This window comes from Streptomyces sp. NPDC005962 (assembly GCF_040629205.1).
Classification (GTDB): Bacteria; Actinomycetota; Actinomycetes; order Streptomycetales; family Streptomycetaceae; genus Streptomyces.
Genome location: NZ_JBEXVE010000040.1, coordinates 54,475 through 71,061 on the forward strand (window position 1 = coordinate 54,475; position 16,587 = coordinate 71,061).

A 16,587-nucleotide genomic window follows, 5' to 3' on the forward strand; every position below is an offset into this window, starting at 1 on the left:
GTCCGCCGTCTGTCCGCGCGGTGTTCCCGGACGTATCCTGGCCATATGTACGCGCGACGCCGCCACGCATACTTCTTCCTGATGGGCGCGTGTCTGACGCTCTTCATCTCGGCCTGGGCCTTCGTGCGTCTGTGGTCCATCCCCGCCGCCGTCGCGATGTGCGTCGTCGCGATGGTCATCCCGCCGTTCGCGGCCATCGTCGCCAACCGCCGGGGCCCGCAGGACCGCTGGTGGGACGAGTCGGGGGACCCGGAGTCGGACCGGTGGTGGCGGGAGCTGGACGAGCACCACCACCGGCACTGAGGCGCCGTGCGGGCCCGGGCTCAGTAGACGAGCGCCTGCACGCCGTCCGGCATGATCTCGCTCACGAAGACCTGCGCCCCCGCGATCCGCGCGCCCTCGATCAGATCCGCCTCGTCGATCTCCCGGCGCGCCGCGCACTGGCTGCACACCGTGATCGTCCCGCTCGCCAGAATGCCGCTGATCAGCTCCGGCAGCGGCGCCGCGTGCGGCAGCGAGAAGTCCGCCGCCCGGCCCGGCAGCGCGAACCACGCCGACTCGCCGGTCAGCCACAGCGAGACCTCGACCCCGCTCGCCACGGCCACCGCCGCCACCGTGAACGCCTGCGAACACCGTTCGGGCGCGTCCGCGCCCGCCGTCACCTTGATCACGAGCTTCTTCGCCATGCCCCACAGCCTAGGCTCGCCGGTCCGGCGACTAGACTCGTTCCCGGTCCGTCATCCGTTACGAGGAGCAGCTCGTGCTTGAGGCAGTCTTCACCGTCCTGTTGGTCCTGGTCATCGTGGCCAGCCTCGGTTTCGTCGGGCTCACCTGGAAGAAGCTCTACCAGGGCCAGCGCTGAGCGCTCGCGCCCCCTCGCCCCAGCCCGCCTAGCGACGGATCGTCTGAACCCATGATCGAGATTCCCTCCGACCTCCACCCGGACCTGGTGCCGCTGGCCTTCCTCCTCGGCAACTGGGAAGGCGCCGGCGTATCGGACTTCCCCGGTGCCGAGAAGTGCAACTTCGGGCAGGAAGCGACCTTCACCCACGACGGCCGCGACTTCATCGAGTACATCTCGCACACCTGGGTGCTGGACTCGGAGGGCAAGAAGGTCCGCCCGCTGGAATCCGAGTCCGGATACTGGCGGATCGACAAGAACCGCAAGATCGAGGTCGTGATGATCCGCGACCAGGGCGTCGTCGAGGTCTGGTACGGCGAGCTGGCGGACGGCAAGCCGCAGATCGACCTGGCCACCGACGCCGTCGCGCGCACCTCCGCCTCGGGGCCGTACTCGGGCGGCAAGCGGCTGTACGGCTACGTCAAGAGCGATCTGATGTGGGTCGGCGAGAAGGCCACCCCCGAGGTCGAGCTGCGCCCGTACATGTCCGCGCACCTGAAGAAGGTCGTCGACCCGCGGGAGTGGGCCAAGGACCTCAAGGACCTGCCGGACGACGGGATCGCCTTCTTCCGCTGAGCCGCCGCAGCCGTTCCGGCCTCTGAGCCGCTCCGGCCGAGCGCGACCGCGGCCCGGTGCCACGCCGCCTACACTGGCAGCGTGGCGACCACCGACTGGAAGACCGATCTGCGGGAGCGCGGCTACCGGCTCACCCCGCAGCGCCAGCTCGTGCTCGAAGCCGTCGACCGCCTGGAGCACGCCACTCCGGACGACCTCCTCACCGAGGTCCGCCGTACCGCGAGCGGTGTGAACATCTCCACCGTCTACCGCACGCTGGAGCTGCTGGAGGAGCTGGGCCTGGTCAGCCATGCCCATCTCGGGCACGGCGCCCCCACCTACCACCTGGCCGACCGGCACCACCACATCCATCTGGTGTGCCGGGACTGCACGGAGGTCATCGAGGCCGACGTCGCGGTCGCCGAGTCCTTCACCCGGCAGCTGCGGGCGTCCTTCGGATTCGACACCGACATGAAGCATTTCGCCATCTTCGGCCGCTGCGCCGGGTGTTCCGCCGCGCACCGGGCGAACGACCGTGTGCAGGACTCCACCCAGGGCCAGGCGGCCACGTCGTAGGGTGAAGCACATGAAGAGCCCTTTGCTGTCGCTGCCCGGCGCCGTCCCCGGCGAGGGCCCCGACGAAGGTGTCGCCGCCCACTACGGCGACCTGTTCCGCGAGCAGCGCGCGCTCGCCGACGGCACCGGTTTCGTGGACCTCTCGCACCGCGGAGTGGTCACGGTCACCGGTGCCGACCGGCTGAGCTGGCTGCATCTCCTGCTCACCCAGCACGTCAGCGACCTTCCCGCCGGTGAGGCCACCGAGGCCCTGATCCTGTCCGCGCACGGCCACATCGAGCACGCGCTCTACCTCGTCGACGACGGCGAGACCACCTGGGCCCATGTGGAGCCCGGCAGCCAGGGCGATCTGATCGCGTACCTGGAGAGCATGAAGTTCTTCTACCGGGCCGACATCGCGGACCGCACCGAGGAGTACGCGGTCGTCCACCTCCCGGCCGGCAGCATCACCAAGACCCCCGAGGGCGCCGTCGCCCGCGAGACCGCACACGGCCGCGATCTGTTCCTGCCGCGCGCCGCTCTGGAGTCCTTCGCGGCCGTGAGCGGCCCGCCGATCGGCGCCCTGGCGTACGAGGCGCTGCGCGTCGAGGCGCACCGGCCGCGGATCGGCATGGAGACCGACCACCGGACGATCCCGCACGAGCTGGGCTGGATCGGCACCGCCGTCCATCTGCAGAAGGGCTGCTACCGCGGCCAGGAGACGGTCGCCCGGGTGCACAACCTGGGCAAACCGCCGCGTCGGCTGGTCTTCCTCCACCTCGACGGCAGCGAGGTGAAGCTGCCGGGCCACGGCGCGCCCATACGGCTCGCGGCGGACGGCGCGGAGGGCCGTCAGCTCGGCTTCGTCACCTCCTCGGCCCGCCACCACGAGCTGGGGCCGATCGCGCTCGCGCTGGTGAAGCGGAACGTACCGGTGGACGCGGAGCTGATCGCGGACACCACGGCCGCGGCACAGGAGACGGTCGTCGAGCCGTAATTTCTCCACCTCGACGTCAGACCTCGACGATCACCGTGAACGGGCCGTCGTTCGTGAGCGAGACCTTCATGTCCGCTCCGAACCGGCCCGTCTCCACCTGGGCGCCCAGCTCCCGCAGCCGCGCCACCACCTCGTCCACCAGCGGTTCGGCGACATCGCCGGGCGCCGCCGCGTTCCAGGTGGGCCGACGGCCCTTGCGGGCATCCCCGTACAGCGTGAACTGGCTGATGACCAGCAGCGGAGCGCCCAGGTCCGAGCAGGACTTCTCGCCCGGCAGGATGCGTACCGACCACAGCTTGCGGGCCAGCTGGGCCGCCTTCTCCGGGGTGTCGTCGTGGGTCACCCCGACCAGGACGCACAGCCCCTGCCCGACGATCTCCCCGGTCGTCTCGCCGTCCACGACGACGCTCGCCCCGTCCACTCTCTGTACCACAGCACGCATACGCACCATCATGCCCCGCGCCCATCGGGGCCGATCGGGTGGCCCGCCGCTGCACAGGGGCCATTCGGAGTGGCACGATGCGTGCAGGCGGTGCAGGTGGGCAGGAACTGCGGGAATGGTGCATCGCCGGAGGGGACGGACATCAATGATCACACCGGGCACCGAGCGGTCCATGGCGACCGAGAGCCCGCTGCCGGCGCGGCCGCCGAGCCAGCGCGGCGGCCGACTCGCGGACGCCGCGACCGTATCGGCGACGACGGGCGCGGCAGGGGCAGGGGCAGGGGCAGCGACGGGGACAGGAACCATGGGCGGTCTGCTGCTGGCGGAGCTGCGCGCGCTGCGCCGCTCCGCGCAGCGCGACGAGACCGACCTGAGCTATGTGCGCAGACTGCTGCACGGACGGATCGACATCCTCCGCGCCGAGCTGCGCCGCCGCCGCGAACCGGGGGCGCCGGGCCGGGCGGGCACCCCCTTGATGGGGCAGCCAGGGCTGACAGGACAGCCCGCGTCCCCCGAGCCCCGGGAACCGGCGGAGCTGGTGGAGCGGCTGCCCGAGATCCTGGCGGACGCGCCGTCCCGGCACCGCACCTCGGCCCGCCACGTGACGCTCGGCACCCCGCACAGCGCGGAGTGCGAGCGGCTGGCCGAGGAGATGCTCTCCGAGGTCGGCCTGTCGGACCTCCCGGCGCGCACGGACGAGGAGCTGCACGGCGCGATGGGCCGCCTGGAGGGGTACGAGCAGCAGATCTCCCGGCGGCGACAGGGGCTCCAGCGCACCGCCGACAAGTGCAGTGCCGAGATCGCGCGCCGGTACCGCGAGGGCGAGGCCCAGGTCGACGACCTGCTCTCCTCGTGACCGCACCGGATATCCACAGGCTGGGGATAAAAAATCGCATGCGGCCGGAGACGGCGGCCACCTAGCGTGGCCGCATGACCGCCCACCTCCGCACCTCCCTCGACTCTTCCGACGTCCCCGGCTGGCTCCGCGCGCTGCACACCGGATTTCTGCAGCCACCGGACGTCTCCAAGGAAGAGCTGGAGGTGCGGAGGGCGAACCTCGACCTGGACCGCACCCAGGGGGTGTACGACGGGGGCCGCTGCGTCGCGACCTTCCGCAGCTTCGAACAGCGGCTGACGGCGGTCGGCGGGGCCGACGTACCGGCCGACGCGGTCACCAATGTCACCGTGTCGCCCACCCACCGCCGCCGGGGCCTGCTCAGCCGGATGATGGAGCACGACCTGCGGGCGGCCAAAGAGCGGGGCGACGCGCTGGCCTCGCTGCTCGCCGCCGAGTACCCGATCTACGGGCGGTACGGCTTCGGCCCGGCCACCTGGGTCACCCAGTGGACGATCGACGTCGCCCGCGCCGGTCTCGACCCTCGCTACGCCGGACCCGGGTGCGGCGGCAGGGTCGACTACGCCGACGCCGACGAGATACGGCAGCTGGGCCCCGTCCTGCACGAGCGGCTGCGCGCCCGCCAGCCCGGCGCCGTCAACCGCACCGACCGCTGGTGGCAGCTCAACACCGGTCTGCTCCGGTTCCCCGGCGACGGCTGGACCGCCGAACCGTTCTACGTCCTCTACCGCTCCCCCGACGGCTCCGTCGACGGCCTGCTCGCCTTCACCGCCGACGACCGCTGGGAGGGCAACAAGCGGCCGCACGACACCGCCACGGTCCTCGACCTGATCGCGGTCAGCCCGGCCGCCGAACGCGCCCTGTGGCACTTCCTGTGCTCCATCGACTGGGTCGTCCACATCGCCACCGGCCGACGCGCCCCGGACGACCTGCTCCCGCTGCTCCTCGGCGACCCCCGGGCGGCCCGCCCCACGACCCACGCCGACTACCTGTGGCTGCGCCCGCTCGACGTACCCGTCCTGCTGGAGACCCGTACGTACCCGGCGTCCGGCTCACTCGTCCTCGACCTGCGCGACGCCGCCGGCCTGGCGGGCGGCCGCTACCACCTGGACGCCACCCCGGACGGCGCCACCTGCGTCCCCACCACCCGCCCGGCCGACCTCACCATGGACATCGGCGAGCTGGGCACCGTATGGCTGGGCGACGAGTCCATGACGCGCCTCACCGCCCTGGGCCGGGCCGACGAGGAACGCCCCGGCGCCGCCGCCCTGGCCGACACCCTCCTGCGCACCGCCCGACGGCCGTGGTGCCCGGACATGTTCTGAGCGGCTACGGGGTCTAGCAGCTGGACTTGAGCAACCGTCGGGCGCCCGCGCCCTGTTCGCCCAGCTTGTCGTACGGGTTGGCCAGCGCGCACTTGTCGATCGACAGACAGCCGCAGCCGATGCAGTCGGTCAGACGGTCGCGGAGGTTCTCCAGCTGCTCGATCCGATCGGTGAGGTCCGCGCGCCAGCACTCCGAGATCCGGGCCCAGTCCTCCTTGGTCAGGACGTGGTCCTTGGGGAAGAGCGACAGCACGCCCCGGATTCTCGACAGCGGGATGCCGACCCGCTGCGAGGAGCGCACGAAGGCCACCCGGCGGAGCGTGTCGCGGGTGTAGCGGCGCTGATTGCCGGAGGTGCGGCGGCTGTGGATGAGGCCCTCGCCCTCGTAGAACCGCAGCGCGGAGGCGGGAACTCCGCTGCGCTGGGACAGCTCGCCGACCGTCAGCTCATGGGTCTTCCAGGTGAGGTGCGTCATGCTGCCGAGGGTAGCTTGACTTCAACCTTTGTTTAAGTCCGAGGCTCTTCTCATGACCACCCAAACCGCTGTCTCCCCCCTCCGTCTCGCCATCATCATCGGCAGCACCCGCGAGGGCCGCTTCGGCCCCAAGGTCGCGCACTGGTTCACCGGCCGCGCCAAGCTGCGCGACGACCTGAGCGTGGACGTCGTCGACCTGGCCGACACCCCGCTCCCGCCGTCCCTCACCCACCGCCCCGGCCCCGAGGACGCCTCGGCCCTGGAGGCCGTGACCCCGCGCCTGGAGGCGGCGGACGCGTTCGCCGTCGTCACCCCCGAGTACAACCACAGCTACCCCGCCCCGCTGAAGAACGCGATCGACTGGCACTTCACCCAGTGGCAGGCCAAGCCCGTCGGCTTCGTCGCCTACGGCGGCATGTCGGGCGGCCTGCGCGCGGTCGAGCATCTGCGCCCCGTCTTCGCCGAGGTGCACGCGGTCACCGTGCGCGACACGGTCAGCTTCCACAGCGCCTGGGAGGCCTTCGGCCCGGACGGCAACCTGACCGACCCCCAGGGCCCCGACACCGCCGCCACGGTCATGCTCGACCAACTCGTCTGGTGGGCCGAAGCCCTCCGCACAGCCCGCGCGACCCACCCCTACGGAACCTGACCCCGGCCCTCAGGCCGTACGGCGGCGGAACAGCGTCCCGGACAGCGCGACCGCGACCGCGAGGATGCCGCCGCACCAGGCCAGCGCCTGCCAGCCGCTGTCCCCCACCGGCCGGTCCAGCAGCAGCGCCCGCAGCGCCTCGATCACCGGTGTGACGGGCTGGTGGTCGGCGAAGCCGTGCAGCCAGCCCGGCATGGTGTCGATCGGCACGAAGGCGCTGCTGGGGTACGGCAGGAACATCATCAGGAAGGTGAACCCGCCCGCGGCCTCCGGGGTCCTGGCGATCAGACCGAAGCAGGCCGAGAGCCAGGAGATCGCGAGGATGAACGCCAGGAGAATGCCCGCCACGGCCAGCCAGCCGAGCGGGCCCGCGTCCGGGCGGAAGCCGATCAGGAAGGCGACGCCGAAGACGATGGCGGTCGCGACCGCGTTGCGCAGCACGCTCGCGGCGACATGGCCGGCCACGAGCGCGGTGCCGGAGACGTCCAGCGAGCGGAAGCGGTCGATGATGCCGCCCGCCATGTCGTTGGTGACGGTGACCGCGGTGTTCGCCGAGCCGAACCCGGCGCACAGCAGCATCACCCCGGGGACGACATAGGTCACGTACCGGGTGTCCGTGCCCGTGTCGATCGCGCCGCCGAAGAAGTAGACGAAGACGAGCATCAACAGGACGGGCAGCAGCAGCGCGGTGAGCACCGCGTCGAGGTTGCGCCTGCTCAGCCGGACGGCACGGCCGGTCAGGACGATCGCGTCAGACACCGGCGGTCTCCTTCTCGGTGGTCTCCTCGGAGCGGGTGGCGGCCTGGCCGGTCAAGGCCAGGAAGACGTCGTCGAGCGTGGCGCCGCGCACGGCGAACCGGCGCACGGCGCGGCGGTCGGGGTCGACCTCGTCGAGCAGCGCGCGGACCTGCGCGGCGTCCCCGTCGGTGGCGACGCCCAGCGTCAGCCGGTCGGCGTCGCTGTGCACGAGCCGTGCACCGAGGCGCCGGGCGGTCTCCGCGAACGCGTCGGCGTCGGCGAGCACCAGGTCCAGCCGCTCCCCGGCGACCTGCCGCTTCAGCTCGACGGAGGTGCCCTCGGCGACCACCCGGCCCCTGTCGACCACCGCGATACGGTCCGCCAGCCGATCGGCCTCCTCCAGGTACTGGGTGGTGAGGAAGACCGTCACCCCGTCGTCGGCCAGCCCCCTGACGACCTCCCACATGGCCTGTCGGCTGCGCGGGTCGAGGCCGGTCGTCGGCTCGTCCAGGAAGATCACCTCGGGTCGGCCGACCAGCCCGGCGGCGAGGTCCAGCCGACGGCGCATACCGCCGGAGTACGTACCGGTGGTGCGGTGGCCCGCGTCGGTGAGGCCGAACCGCTCCAGCAGTTCCCGGGCGCGGCCCCTTGCCTCGGCACGGCCGAGGCCGGTCAGCCGCCCCATCACGCACAGGTTCTCCTCGCCGGTCTGCATCTCGTCGACCGCCGCGTACTGGCCGGTGAGGCTGATCGCACGGCGTACGCGAGGGCGGTCGCGGACGACGTCGTACCCCGCCACCCGGGCGTGGCCCGCGTCCGGCGGCGTGAGCGTGGACAGGATGCGCACGGTCGTGGTCTTGCCCGCGCCGTTCGGGCCGAGCAGCGCGAAGACGCTGCCGCGCGCGACGGACAGGTCGATGCCCGTGAGGACCTTCACCGCCCCGTAGGCCTTTGCGAGGCCGGTCGCCTCGATGGCCGGTTGCCTGGTCATGGGTACCCCGTTCCCTCTTCTGCGTATGGCATACGCACTACTGCGTAAGGTATACACAGTTCTAGGATGGCGGTCAACAGCACGGCGTCACGGAGGGCTTACGGCCATGGCCATCGAGGAGAACGGCGGCGGCACCGGGCTGCCCGCGAGCATCGAGGCCGCGTGGGGGCTCCGCGAGCGCCGCACCAAGGGGCCCAAACCCGGGCTGACCCTGGACCGGATCGTCGACGCCGCCGTGGGTCTCGCCGCGAAGGACGGCCTCGGGGCGGTCTCCATGAGCCGGGTCGCGGCCGACCTCGGCGTCTCCACGATGTCGCTGTACCGCTATGTCGCGGCCAAGGACGAGCTGCTGCTGCTGATGGAGGACGCCGCCTTCGGCACACCCCCGTCCGGCCCGGACCCGGACGAGGACTGGCGGACGGGGATCACCGGCTGGGCCCGGGCGCTGCGCGCCGCCTTCCACCGCAACCCCTGGGTGCTGTACATCCCCACCAGCGCACCGCCCATGACCCCCAACTCGGTGGCCTGGATGGAGCGGGGGCTCGTCTGTCTGCGCGATACGCCCCTGAGCGAGGGCGCGAAGATCTACGTGCTGTTGCTGGTCACCGGCTTCGTCCGGAACGAGGCGCGGCTGTCCGCGGATCTCGCGGCGGCCGCCGAGCGCACCGGGGACGCCACCGAGCAGTCGATGGCGTCCTGGGCCCGGCTGCTGAGCAAGGTGACGGACGCCGAGCGCTTCCCCGCGGTGACCGCGGCCCTCGCGGCGGGCGAACTGGACACCCCGGACGGCCCCGACGACGAGTTCGTCTTCGGCCTGGAGCGGATCCTCGACGGCATCGAGGCCCTGGTCCGCGCCCCCTAGGACCTGGTGGCCAGATCCTCACGCATCCTGGCCATCCGGCCACTCGCCGCCCGGTGGCCGCGTTGCGACGCTGGCCGGTATGAACGTGCTGTGGATATTCGCCCACCCCGAACCGCGCTCGCTGAGCGGCTCCCTGCGTGACGAGGGGCTGCGCGCCCTGCGGGAGCTGGGTCATGAGTGCCGGGTGTCCGACCTCTACGCCATGCGCTGGAACCCGGTCGTGGACGGCGCCGACTTCCGGCACGACGACGGGGAACGCCTGATCGTCGGCGCCTCCTCGCACGACGCCTACGACGCCGGGACGCTGAGCGAGGACATCCGCGCCGAGCAGGAGAAGATCGCCTGGGCCGACGCGCTGATCGTGCAGTTCCCGCTGTGGTGGTACGGAATGCCCGCGATCCTCAAGGGCTGGTTCGACCGCGTCTTCGTGAAGGGCTTCGCCTTCGGCGTCACCGGCCCCGACGGCCGCACCCTGCGCTACGGGGACGGCAAGCTGGCCGGAAAGCGCGCGATGGTCCTGCTCACCGCCGGGGCCCGGGAAGCAGGGCTCGGCCCCCGCGGCGTCAACGGCGACATCGGGCAGCTGCTGTTCCCGCTCCAGCACGGGACGCTCTGGTACAGCGGCATGTCCGTCCTGCCGCCGCACGTCGTCTACGGCGCGGACCGGCTCTCCGCCGAGGAGTACCAGGGCCATGCCGTCGCCCTGCGGGAACGCCTCGCCACGCTGCCGACCGCCGAACCGATCCCCTTCCGCCGCCAGAACGGCGGGGACTACGACGAGAACCTGGTGCTGCGGCCCGACGTCATGCCGGGGCGCTCCGGTCTGACGGTGCACTACGCAGCTCCAGCCGCCAGTCGTTGCACCGTATGACGGAGCCCGCCGGGTACTCGAACTCACACTCGCCGAGCAGCGTGAACCCGGCCTTCCGGCACACTCCGTTCGAGGCGGGGTGACCGATGGACGGATAGGCGTGCAGCTGGCGGTGGACATCCTCCGCGGCCGCGGCACGCGCGACCTCCCGAGCGGCCGCGGCCGCGATCCCCCGCCCCTGATACGGCGACAGCACACCCCAGCCCGTCTCGTACACCGTCTCCCCGCGCCACTCCCGCTCCCAGAAGCCGATGACACCCACCACCTCGGCCTCCCGCACCAGCACGATCCGGTACATCCGGCCCCCACCCCGCCCGGGCAGCTCCGCATAGCGCCGATGGCGCGCCAGCACCCGCTCCTCGCTCTCCGGCCCGCCCAGGTGCTTCATCATCTCCGGGCTGTTGTTGCGCCGCAGCAGTTCGAGGTGGGACGGAGTATCCGCCCACGGCTCCAACCGCACCGCCACCCCACCACTCCCCTGAGCCATCCCTCCGCCTCCCACCGCCGCCGTCCTCCTCATTCGACCACGGGGGTACGACAACGCCCGGCGGACGGCCTGGGTGGCTTGCGCCACTATTGCAAGCGTCTTGCTTGCAATAGTTAGCACTCCTGGTGCAGCATCGAAGGCATGGCATCACTGAACGTCGGCAACCTCGGCGACTTCCTGCGGGAGCAGCGGCGCAGTGCCCAGCTCTCGCTGCGGCAGCTGGCCGACGCCGCCGGGGTGTCCAATCCGTACCTCAGCCAGATCGAGCGCGGACTGCGCAAGCCGAGCGCCGAGATCCTGCAGCAGCTCGCGAAGGCGCTGCGGATATCCGCCGAGACCCTGTACGTACAGGCAGGGATTCTCGATGAGCGCGATCGGGAGGAAACCGAGGTGCGCAGCGTGATACTCGCCGATCCCACGATCAACGAGCGGCAGAAGCAGGTGCTGCTCCAGATCTACGACTCCTTCCGCAAGGAGAACGGACACGGGATCGCCTCGGAGGACATCCCCACCGCCGACGCCGACGTCGCCACACCCTCGAACTGATCCGGGAGGACCAGCAGCCATGGCCATCACCGATGACGTACGCAAGACGCTCACCGACCCGACCCCGCTCTACTTCGTGGCGGGCACGGCCGATCTCGCCGCCCAGAAGCTCAGGGAGGTGCCGACGCTGGTCGAGAAGATCGTCGCGGAGGCCCCCGAGCGCCTGAACGCGGTGCGCAACACCGACCCGAAGGCCGTCCAGGACCGGGTCACCCAGCAGGCGAAGGACGCCCAGGGCAAGCTCAACGAGGTGCTGGGTTCCCTGGACACCGACATCAAGCGGCTCCGGGACTCGGCGCAGGACCTCGCCCTCCAGGGCGTCGGCCGCGCCGCCGAGCTGGCCGTCAAGGCGCGGGAGCGCTACGACGAGGTCGCCGAGCACGGCCAGGACGTCGTGAAGACCTGGCGCGGCGAGGCGGCCGACGAGGTCGTCGACATCGCCTCCGCGATCGAGCCGACGGACGAGAAGAGCGAGCCGAAGGCGCCGTCGCAGCCGGTCGCCGTGGACTCCTCCAAGGAGGCCCCGAAGGCCACGGCCAAGCCCGCCGCCCCGGCGAAGAAGGCTCCGGCCAAGAAGCCCGCCACCGGCACCGCCACCGCCAAGAAGACCGACCCCAGGCCGTCCCACTGAGGTCAGGCGTTTTGTCGGGGGCGTACAAAGGGGCCGGGTACGCACATGGCGTGCCCGGCCTCGTCAGCGGGTACGGTGGCCCGTAATGCTCATGCCTCTTCTCTACTAAGCGTCTCTTCTGAGCGTCTCTTCTAGGCGGTGGACAGCGTGCTGGTGCAAGGTTTCGGCGAGTTGCTGTATTGGGTCTCCTGGGGCCTGCTCCTGTTCAGCCTGTTCGCCTTCGTCGACTCGGTGATCCGCCGCCAGGACGCCTACCGGGCCGCGGACAAGCAGACCAAGCCCTTCTGGATGATCATCCTGGGGCTCGCGGCCGCGGTGAACTTCTTCATGGGGATCATGAGCTTCCTGCCGATCATCGGGCTGATCGCGACGATCGTGTACATGGTCGACGTACGCCCGGCGCTGCGGCAGATCTCCGGCGGTGGCCGCGGCTGGCCGCGGGGGCGCGGCTCCAGCTCCGACGGGCCGTACGGGCCCTACAACGGCGGCCGGTAACGCGCTCAGCAGGACAAAAGCAAGGGCGGCAGGACAAAGGCAAGGGCGGCGGCTCAGCCGCGGTCGAGCAGGAGCACGGCCAGGTCGTCCGTCAGCTCGCCGCCGTTCAGCGACCGCACCTCGGTGACCGTGGCGTCCAGCAGCTCTTCGCCGCGCAGCCCGGTCGCCATCTGACGGGCGACGATCTCGACCATCCCCTCCTGGCCGAGCCGCTGCACCCCGTGTCCGACGCGGCCCTCGATCAGCCCGTCGGTGTACATCATCAGACTCCAGGCGCCGCCCAGATCCACCTGGCGGCGCGGCCAGCGGGCGTTCGGCAGCAGGCCGAGCGCGGGGCCGTTCTCGTCCGTGGGCAGCAGCCGGGGCGCCATACCGGGCCGTACGGCCAGCGGTGAGGGGTGCCCGGCGAGGCAGACCCCGGCCCGGCGGCCGTCCGGGGCGATGTCGACGGTGCACAGGGTCGCGAAGATCTCGTCGTCCGGGCGCTCGTTCTCCAGCACCTGCTGAAGGGTGCCGAGCAGCTGGTCGCCGCAGAGCCCGGCGAAGGTCAGGGCGCGCCAGGCGATCCGCAGCTCCACGCCGAGGGCGGCCTCGTCGGGGCCGTGGCCGCAGACGTCGCCGATCATCGCGTGCACGGTGCCGTCCGGGGTCCGGACGGTGTCGTAGAAGTCGCCGCCGAGCAGGGCCCGGCTGCGGCCGGGCCGGTAGCGGGCGGCGAAGCGCAGCCCGGAGCCCTGGAGCAGCGGGGTGGGGAGCAGTCCGCGCTCCAGCCGGGCGTTCTCCTGGGCGTGCAGCCGGGACTCGGTGAGCTGGCGCTGCGCGAGGTCGGACCGTTTTCGCTCGACCGCGTACCGGATGGCGCGGCTGAGGATGCGGCCGTCCAGCTCGTCGCGGAAGAGGAAGTCCTGCGCCCCGACCCGGACCGCCTCGGCGGCGCGCTCGGCGTCGTCCTCGGCGGTGAGGACCAGGACGGCCTGCGTGGGCGCGAGCTTCAGTACGGAGCGCAGTGTGTCGAGCGCGTCCTCCGCCTCGTGCTCGGGGCCGGGCAGGGCCAGGTCGAGCAGGATGCACTGCACGCCGTCGGTGAGCAGCCGGGAGGCCTCGGTGAGGTTACGGGCGGTGCGGATACGGACCCGGTTGCCTTCGGTGTCCAGCATCTCGGGGACGTTGAACGCCCCGGCCGGATCGTCCTCGATCACCAGCAGGGTGAGCCCGCTGTCGGGCAGGGCGGCCGGCCGGGCCTCGGCGGCCAGGGCCTCCCGCTGCCTCGGCACGGGTACGGACATCGCTCGATTCCTTCCCTCCCCCCGAGGGCGCGGCGCCCGCCGCCAACCGGCGGACCGCACGAACCGGCCCACACACCGACTGGTCGGTTTCAGGGCATGCAAGCCGGATACTGCCAGGCGACTTTAGCGCCCGGTCCGGGCCCCGTGGAATGACCTCCCGGACGCCACTTTTGTCATATGCCCCACGCCCTGGGCGACTTGGGGGAATCCGGACAGGGGCTGGGATGACAAACGTCACGCGAACTCGTCGCCCTTTTGTGGAACCGCACACGGTTGACGCGATTCGCGCCCCAACCACACCGGGGCGGGGCGGACATACCAGACGAATAGCGCTCGTGGCGGGAAATCAGCCCGAATCAGGAGTCGTCCGGGCGCACCACGCCCAGGATCGGCATCGATCCCGCCCCGGCCATGGTGACCGGGCGGCCCGGGCGCGGGGCGTGGACGATGGCGCCGTCGCCCACATAGATCCCCACATGGCTGGCGTCCTTGAAGTAGATGACCAGGTCGCCGGGGCGCATCCGCGCGGTGTCCACCTTCGGCAGCAGCCGCCACTGCTCCTGCGAGGTCCGCGGGATGGTATGCCCGGCCGAGGCCCAGGCCCGCTGGGTCAGCCCGGAGCAGTCGTAGCCGTCCGGCCCCACGGCGCCCCATACGTAGGCCTTGCCGATCTGTGCCGTCGCGAAGTCGATCGCGCGCCGCCCCACGGTGCTCGACCGTCCGCCCACCTCTCGCAATATGCCGGTCTTCAGCCATTTCGCCTGGGATGACCGGTCCCGCTTCTCCTGGAGCTGCCGCAGCCGGTCCCGCTCCCCGGCCTCCAGCCGCGACTCCAGCCGCCGGGCCCGGGCGAGCTTTTCGGTGATCTCCTTCTTGGCCGCCGCCTTCTTCGCCCGGCTCCGGTCGAGCCGCTCCCACTCCTGGGAGGCGGATGCGGCGTACCGGTCCAGCGCCTCCTGCGTGCGCTCCAGCCGGTTCATCAGCCCGCGGGCCGCCTTCTCGCCCTTGCGCGCGAGGGCGAAGTCGTCGAGGAAGGCACCGGGGTCGCCGCCCAGCAGCAGCCGCGCCTCGGGCGGCATCCCGCCGCCGCGGTACTGGGCCCGCGCCACCGCCCCGGCGCGCTGCCGCAGCCCGGCCATCTCCTTCTGCGACGCCACCACGGCCCGTGCGATCTTCACGATCGACTTCTCCTGGCGCGTCTGTCTCTCCCGCGCGAGGTTGTAGGCGTCGGTGGCTGATTCCGCTTGCCGGTAGAGGCCGTCCACGTCCGCGCGGACCTTCTCCAGCCGCCCGCCGCCGGACGCGGTGCCACCGGCGCCGTCCGGCACCGGTTCCGGTTCACCGGGAGCGGCGTACACCGCGCCGGATAAGGCCGACGTTCCCAGCGCGCAGACGAGCGCGACGGCCGCGCCCCTCCCTCTCCCGTCCCATCTCACCCCGGCCTCCTCTCATGTAGGGGACGGATAGTGACATGCCGTACCGCAATCCGACAGAGCCACGCGCCGGTCGACGGCGCAACGCGACGCGATCCGGGGTTTTACGGGGACAGAAGTGGACGGAAGCCGCCCCGCGACCACGCCGTGACCCAGCCGTTACCCGGACACCACACTGACGGCCGAGGTTCACCGCTCGTTAACTCTTCCCCTTCGGTCGCTTCATCTGATCTGCCTAATTTCAGCCCTACTGGCGTGCGTACCGAGCCCCGTGCCCGGCCGCGCGCCCAGCGCACATCCATCCCAGCGCACCACTAGTTCGCGCGCCGTCCCCACCGGCGGCTTCTGGAAGGAACCCCCGAAAGTGAAGCTTCAGCGCAACAACCGGCTTCGCGCCATCGCCGCCGGTGCCCTCGCCCTGTCCGGCGCCTTCGTCCTCACCGCCTGCGGTTCGGACAACAACTCCGGCGGCGGTGGCGCCCAGTCCACTGGCGACATCAAGTGCGAAGGCAAGGGGCAGCTGCTGGCCTCGGGCTCATCCGCGCAGAAGAACGCCATGGACCTGTGGACGAAGAACTACGGCGCGGCGTGCAAGGACGTCAAGCTCAACTACAAGGCCACCGGCTCGGGTGCGGGCATCCAGGAGTGGCTGCAGGGCAAGACCGCCTTCGCGGGCTCCGACTCGGCCCTCAAGCCCGAAGAGGTCGCGTCCTCGAAGAAGATCTGTAAGGGCGGCCAGGGCATCAACCTGCCGATGGTCGGCGGCCCGATCGCGGTCGGCTTCAACGTCCCCGGCGTCGACAAGCTGACGCTCGACGCCGAGACCCTCGGCAAGATCTTCAACTCGGACATCAAGACGTGGGACGACCCCGCGATCAAGAAGCTCAACCCGGGCGTGAAGCTCCCGAGCCTCAAGATCCAGGCCTTCCACCGCTCGGACGAGTCCGGCACCACCGACAACTTCACCAAGTACCTCAAGGCCGCCGCCCCCAAGGCGTGGCCGCACGAGCCGGGCAAGGCGTGGGAGGGCAAGGGCGGCCAGTCCGCCGACGGTTCCTCCGGCGTCTCCTCTCAGGTCAAGCAGGTCTCCGGCGCGATCTCGTACTTCGAGCTGTCGTACGCGACCGCCAACAGCATCAAGACCGTCGACCTGGACACCGGCGCCTCCGCGCCCGTCAAGGCCACCGTCGAGAACGCCTCGAAGGCCATCTCCGAGGCCAAGCCCAAGGGCACCGGCAAGGACCAGGCCCTCGACCTGGCGTACGACACCAAGGCCGCGGGCGCCTACCCGATCACGCTGGTCACCTACGAGATCGCCTGCGACAAGGGCAACAAGGCCGGAACCCTCAAGGCCGCCAAGTCCTTCCTGAACTACGCGGCGAGCGAGGGCGGCCAGTCCGCACTGAAGGAGCTGGGCTACGCCCCGCTGCCCGACGCGATCGCCAAGAAGGTCCGCGAGAGCATTTCCAGCCTCTCCTGACCTGAAGAGTGC

The 16,587-nt window shown here is 71.2% G+C and carries 21 protein-coding genes; 13 read left to right on the top strand and 8 right to left on the bottom strand.

Annotated features, from left to right (window positions below; all coding sequences use genetic code 11):
• Nucleotides 1-45: 45 nt before the first annotated feature.
• A complete protein-coding gene (locus ABZ370_RS39730) occupies nt 46-303 on the top strand; it encodes a DUF3099 domain-containing protein (protein WP_358631972.1) in 258 nt (85 codons plus the stop codon).
• A 20-nt stretch (nt 304-323) separates the two neighbouring features.
• Here the strand turns inward: ABZ370_RS39730 and ABZ370_RS39735 are convergent, their stop codons facing one another.
• The gene (locus tag ABZ370_RS39735) at nt 324-686 is read right to left on the bottom strand and encodes a DsrE family protein (protein ID WP_358631975.1); all 363 of its coding nucleotides are present in this window, start codon (nt 684-686) and stop codon (nt 324-326) included.
• A gap of 227 nt (nt 687-913) precedes the next feature.
• Between ABZ370_RS39735 and ABZ370_RS39740 the strand changes: the two genes are divergently transcribed.
• The 3 genes from ABZ370_RS39740 (at nt 914) to ABZ370_RS39750 (ending at nt 3,008) form a co-directional block, all read left to right on the top strand.
• Nucleotides 914-1,477, top strand: a complete 564-nt coding sequence (locus ABZ370_RS39740) for an FABP family protein (protein ID WP_358631978.1) — start codon at nt 914-916, stop codon at nt 1,475-1,477.
• 81 nt (nt 1,478-1,558) lie between these two features.
• Nucleotides 1,559-2,032: a transcriptional repressor gene (locus tag ABZ370_RS39745; RefSeq protein ID WP_358631979.1), complete on the top strand. Its 474-nt coding sequence runs from the start codon at nt 1,559-1,561 to the stop codon at nt 2,030-2,032.
• A 10-nt stretch (nt 2,033-2,042) separates the two neighbouring features.
• Nucleotides 2,043-3,008: a glycine cleavage T C-terminal barrel domain-containing protein gene (locus ABZ370_RS39750; RefSeq protein WP_358631982.1), complete on the top strand. Its 966-nt coding sequence runs from the start codon at nt 2,043-2,045 to the stop codon at nt 3,006-3,008.
• Between the two features lie 16 nt (nt 3,009-3,024).
• Here the strand turns inward: ABZ370_RS39750 and dtd are convergent, their stop codons facing one another.
• Nucleotides 3,025-3,450 carry a D-aminoacyl-tRNA deacylase gene (gene dtd / locus ABZ370_RS39755; protein ID WP_358631985.1) on the bottom strand — a complete coding sequence of 142 codons (426 nt, stop codon included), beginning with the start codon at nt 3,448-3,450 and terminating at the stop codon, nt 3,025-3,027.
• A gap of 145 nt (nt 3,451-3,595) precedes the next feature.
• Between dtd and ABZ370_RS39760 the strand changes: the two genes are divergently transcribed.
• Nucleotides 3,596-4,306, top strand: coding sequence for an ABC transporter substrate-binding protein (locus tag ABZ370_RS39760; protein WP_358631988.1), 711 nt, complete (start codon nt 3,596-3,598; stop codon nt 4,304-4,306).
• A 74-nt stretch (nt 4,307-4,380) separates the two neighbouring features.
• A complete protein-coding gene (locus ABZ370_RS39765; protein ID WP_358631991.1) occupies nt 4,381-5,631 on the top strand; it encodes a GNAT family N-acetyltransferase in 1,251 nt (416 codons plus the stop codon).
• 13 nt (nt 5,632-5,644) lie between these two features.
• On the opposite strand, the gene soxR is transcribed toward ABZ370_RS39765, so the two are convergent.
• Nucleotides 5,645-6,106, bottom strand: coding sequence for a redox-sensitive transcriptional activator SoxR (gene soxR / locus ABZ370_RS39770; protein WP_358631994.1), 462 nt, complete (start codon nt 6,104-6,106; stop codon nt 5,645-5,647).
• A 52-nt stretch (nt 6,107-6,158) separates the two neighbouring features.
• On the opposite strand from soxR, the gene ABZ370_RS39775 reads away from it, so the two are divergent.
• On the top strand, nt 6,159-6,755 hold the full coding sequence (locus tag ABZ370_RS39775; RefSeq protein WP_358631997.1) for an NAD(P)H-dependent oxidoreductase: 597 nt from the start codon (nt 6,159-6,161) through the stop codon (nt 6,753-6,755).
• Nucleotides 6,756-6,764: 9 nt separating this feature from the next.
• Here ABZ370_RS39775 and ABZ370_RS39780 read toward each other — a convergent pair whose 3' ends face one another.
• Both ABZ370_RS39780 and ABZ370_RS39785 read right to left on the bottom strand, forming a co-directional pair.
• Nucleotides 6,765-7,514, bottom strand: a complete 750-nt coding sequence (locus tag ABZ370_RS39780; protein WP_358632000.1) for an ABC transporter permease — start codon at nt 7,512-7,514, stop codon at nt 6,765-6,767.
• Nucleotides 7,507-8,484, bottom strand: coding sequence for an ATP-binding cassette domain-containing protein (locus tag ABZ370_RS39785; protein ID WP_358632002.1), 978 nt, complete (start codon nt 8,482-8,484; stop codon nt 7,507-7,509). The genes ABZ370_RS39780 and ABZ370_RS39785 overlap by 8 nt, the downstream gene beginning before the upstream one ends.
• 106 nt (nt 8,485-8,590) lie before the next feature.
• On the opposite strand from ABZ370_RS39785, the gene ABZ370_RS39790 reads away from it, so the two are divergent.
• Nucleotides 8,591-9,346, top strand: coding sequence for a TetR/AcrR family transcriptional regulator (locus ABZ370_RS39790; protein ID WP_358632005.1), 756 nt, complete (start codon nt 8,591-8,593; stop codon nt 9,344-9,346).
• A 79-nt stretch (nt 9,347-9,425) separates the two neighbouring features.
• Nucleotides 9,426-10,217, top strand: a complete 792-nt coding sequence (locus ABZ370_RS39795; protein WP_358632008.1) for an NAD(P)H-dependent oxidoreductase — start codon at nt 9,426-9,428, stop codon at nt 10,215-10,217.
• Here the strand turns inward: ABZ370_RS39795 and ABZ370_RS39800 are convergent.
• A complete protein-coding gene (locus tag ABZ370_RS39800; protein WP_358632011.1) occupies nt 10,150-10,704 on the bottom strand; it encodes a GNAT family N-acetyltransferase in 555 nt (184 codons plus the stop codon). The genes ABZ370_RS39795 and ABZ370_RS39800 overlap by 68 nt on opposite strands.
• A gap of 141 nt (nt 10,705-10,845) precedes the next feature.
• Between ABZ370_RS39800 and ABZ370_RS39805 the strand changes: the two genes are divergently transcribed.
• The 3 genes from ABZ370_RS39805 to ABZ370_RS39815 all read left to right on the top strand — a co-directional run bounded on the left by ABZ370_RS39805 (nt 10,846) and on the right by ABZ370_RS39815 (nt 12,376).
• Nucleotides 10,846-11,250: a helix-turn-helix transcriptional regulator gene (locus ABZ370_RS39805; protein ID WP_358632014.1), complete on the top strand. Its 405-nt coding sequence runs from the start codon at nt 10,846-10,848 to the stop codon at nt 11,248-11,250.
• Between the two features lie 19 nt (nt 11,251-11,269).
• Entirely contained in the window at nt 11,270-11,881 is a 612-nt protein-coding gene (locus tag ABZ370_RS39810; protein WP_358632017.1) for a hypothetical protein, read from the top strand.
• Nucleotides 11,882-12,028: 147 nt separating this feature from the next.
• Complete coding sequence (locus ABZ370_RS39815; RefSeq protein WP_358632020.1) at nt 12,029-12,376, top strand: DUF2516 family protein; 348 nt, start codon at nt 12,029-12,031, stop codon at nt 12,374-12,376.
• Nucleotides 12,377-12,429: 53 nt separating this feature from the next.
• On the opposite strand, the gene ABZ370_RS39820 is transcribed toward ABZ370_RS39815, so the two are convergent.
• Together ABZ370_RS39820 and ABZ370_RS39825 are read right to left on the bottom strand one after the other, a co-directional pair.
• A complete protein-coding gene (locus ABZ370_RS39820) occupies nt 12,430-13,662 on the bottom strand; it encodes a fused response regulator/phosphatase (RefSeq protein ID WP_358632023.1) in 1,233 nt (410 codons plus the stop codon).
• A 356-nt stretch (nt 13,663-14,018) separates the two neighbouring features.
• Nucleotides 14,019-15,098 carry an NlpC/P60 family protein gene (locus ABZ370_RS39825; protein ID WP_358632026.1) on the bottom strand — a complete coding sequence of 360 codons (1,080 nt, stop codon included), beginning with the start codon at nt 15,096-15,098 and terminating at the stop codon, nt 14,019-14,021.
• A 361-nt stretch (nt 15,099-15,459) separates the two neighbouring features.
• Between ABZ370_RS39825 and pstS the strand changes: the two genes are divergently transcribed.
• Nucleotides 15,460-16,575, top strand: coding sequence for a phosphate ABC transporter substrate-binding protein PstS (gene pstS / locus ABZ370_RS39830; protein WP_358632028.1), 1,116 nt, complete (start codon nt 15,460-15,462; stop codon nt 16,573-16,575).
• The last annotated feature ends 12 nt before the right edge of the window (nt 16,576-16,587 follow it).

Excerpts from the sequence above, each read along its gene's own strand:
- ABZ370_RS39730 (WP_358631972.1), top strand. The coding sequence starts at position 46 with ATGTACGCGCGACGCCGCCACGCATACTTCTTCCTGATGGGCGCGTGT.
- ABZ370_RS39735 (WP_358631975.1), bottom strand. The coding sequence starts at position 686 with ATGGCGAAGAAGCTCGTGATCAAGGTGACGGCGGGCGCGGACGCGCCC.
- ABZ370_RS39740 (WP_358631978.1), top strand. The coding sequence starts at position 914 with ATGATCGAGATTCCCTCCGACCTCCACCCGGACCTGGTGCCGCTGGCC.
- ABZ370_RS39750 (WP_358631982.1), top strand. The coding sequence starts at position 2,043 with ATGAAGAGCCCTTTGCTGTCGCTGCCCGGCGCCGTCCCCGGCGAGGGC.
- dtd (WP_358631985.1), bottom strand. The coding sequence starts at position 3,450 with ATGCGTGCTGTGGTACAGAGAGTGGACGGGGCGAGCGTCGTCGTGGAC.
- ABZ370_RS39760 (WP_358631988.1), top strand. The coding sequence starts at position 3,596 with ATGATCACACCGGGCACCGAGCGGTCCATGGCGACCGAGAGCCCGCTG.
- ABZ370_RS39765 (WP_358631991.1), top strand. The coding sequence starts at position 4,381 with ATGACCGCCCACCTCCGCACCTCCCTCGACTCTTCCGACGTCCCCGGC.
- soxR (WP_358631994.1), bottom strand. The coding sequence starts at position 6,106 with ATGACGCACCTCACCTGGAAGACCCATGAGCTGACGGTCGGCGAGCTG.
- ABZ370_RS39775 (WP_358631997.1), top strand. The coding sequence starts at position 6,159 with ATGACCACCCAAACCGCTGTCTCCCCCCTCCGTCTCGCCATCATCATC.
- ABZ370_RS39785 (WP_358632002.1), bottom strand. The coding sequence starts at position 8,484 with ATGACCAGGCAACCGGCCATCGAGGCGACCGGCCTCGCAAAGGCCTAC.
- ABZ370_RS39790 (WP_358632005.1), top strand. The coding sequence starts at position 8,591 with ATGGCCATCGAGGAGAACGGCGGCGGCACCGGGCTGCCCGCGAGCATC.
- ABZ370_RS39795 (WP_358632008.1), top strand. The coding sequence starts at position 9,426 with ATGAACGTGCTGTGGATATTCGCCCACCCCGAACCGCGCTCGCTGAGC.
- ABZ370_RS39800 (WP_358632011.1), bottom strand. The coding sequence starts at position 10,704 with ATGGCTCAGGGGAGTGGTGGGGTGGCGGTGCGGTTGGAGCCGTGGGCG.
- ABZ370_RS39805 (WP_358632014.1), top strand. The coding sequence starts at position 10,846 with ATGGCATCACTGAACGTCGGCAACCTCGGCGACTTCCTGCGGGAGCAG.
- ABZ370_RS39810 (WP_358632017.1), top strand. The coding sequence starts at position 11,270 with ATGGCCATCACCGATGACGTACGCAAGACGCTCACCGACCCGACCCCG.
- ABZ370_RS39820 (WP_358632023.1), bottom strand. The coding sequence starts at position 13,662 with ATGTCCGTACCCGTGCCGAGGCAGCGGGAGGCCCTGGCCGCCGAGGCC.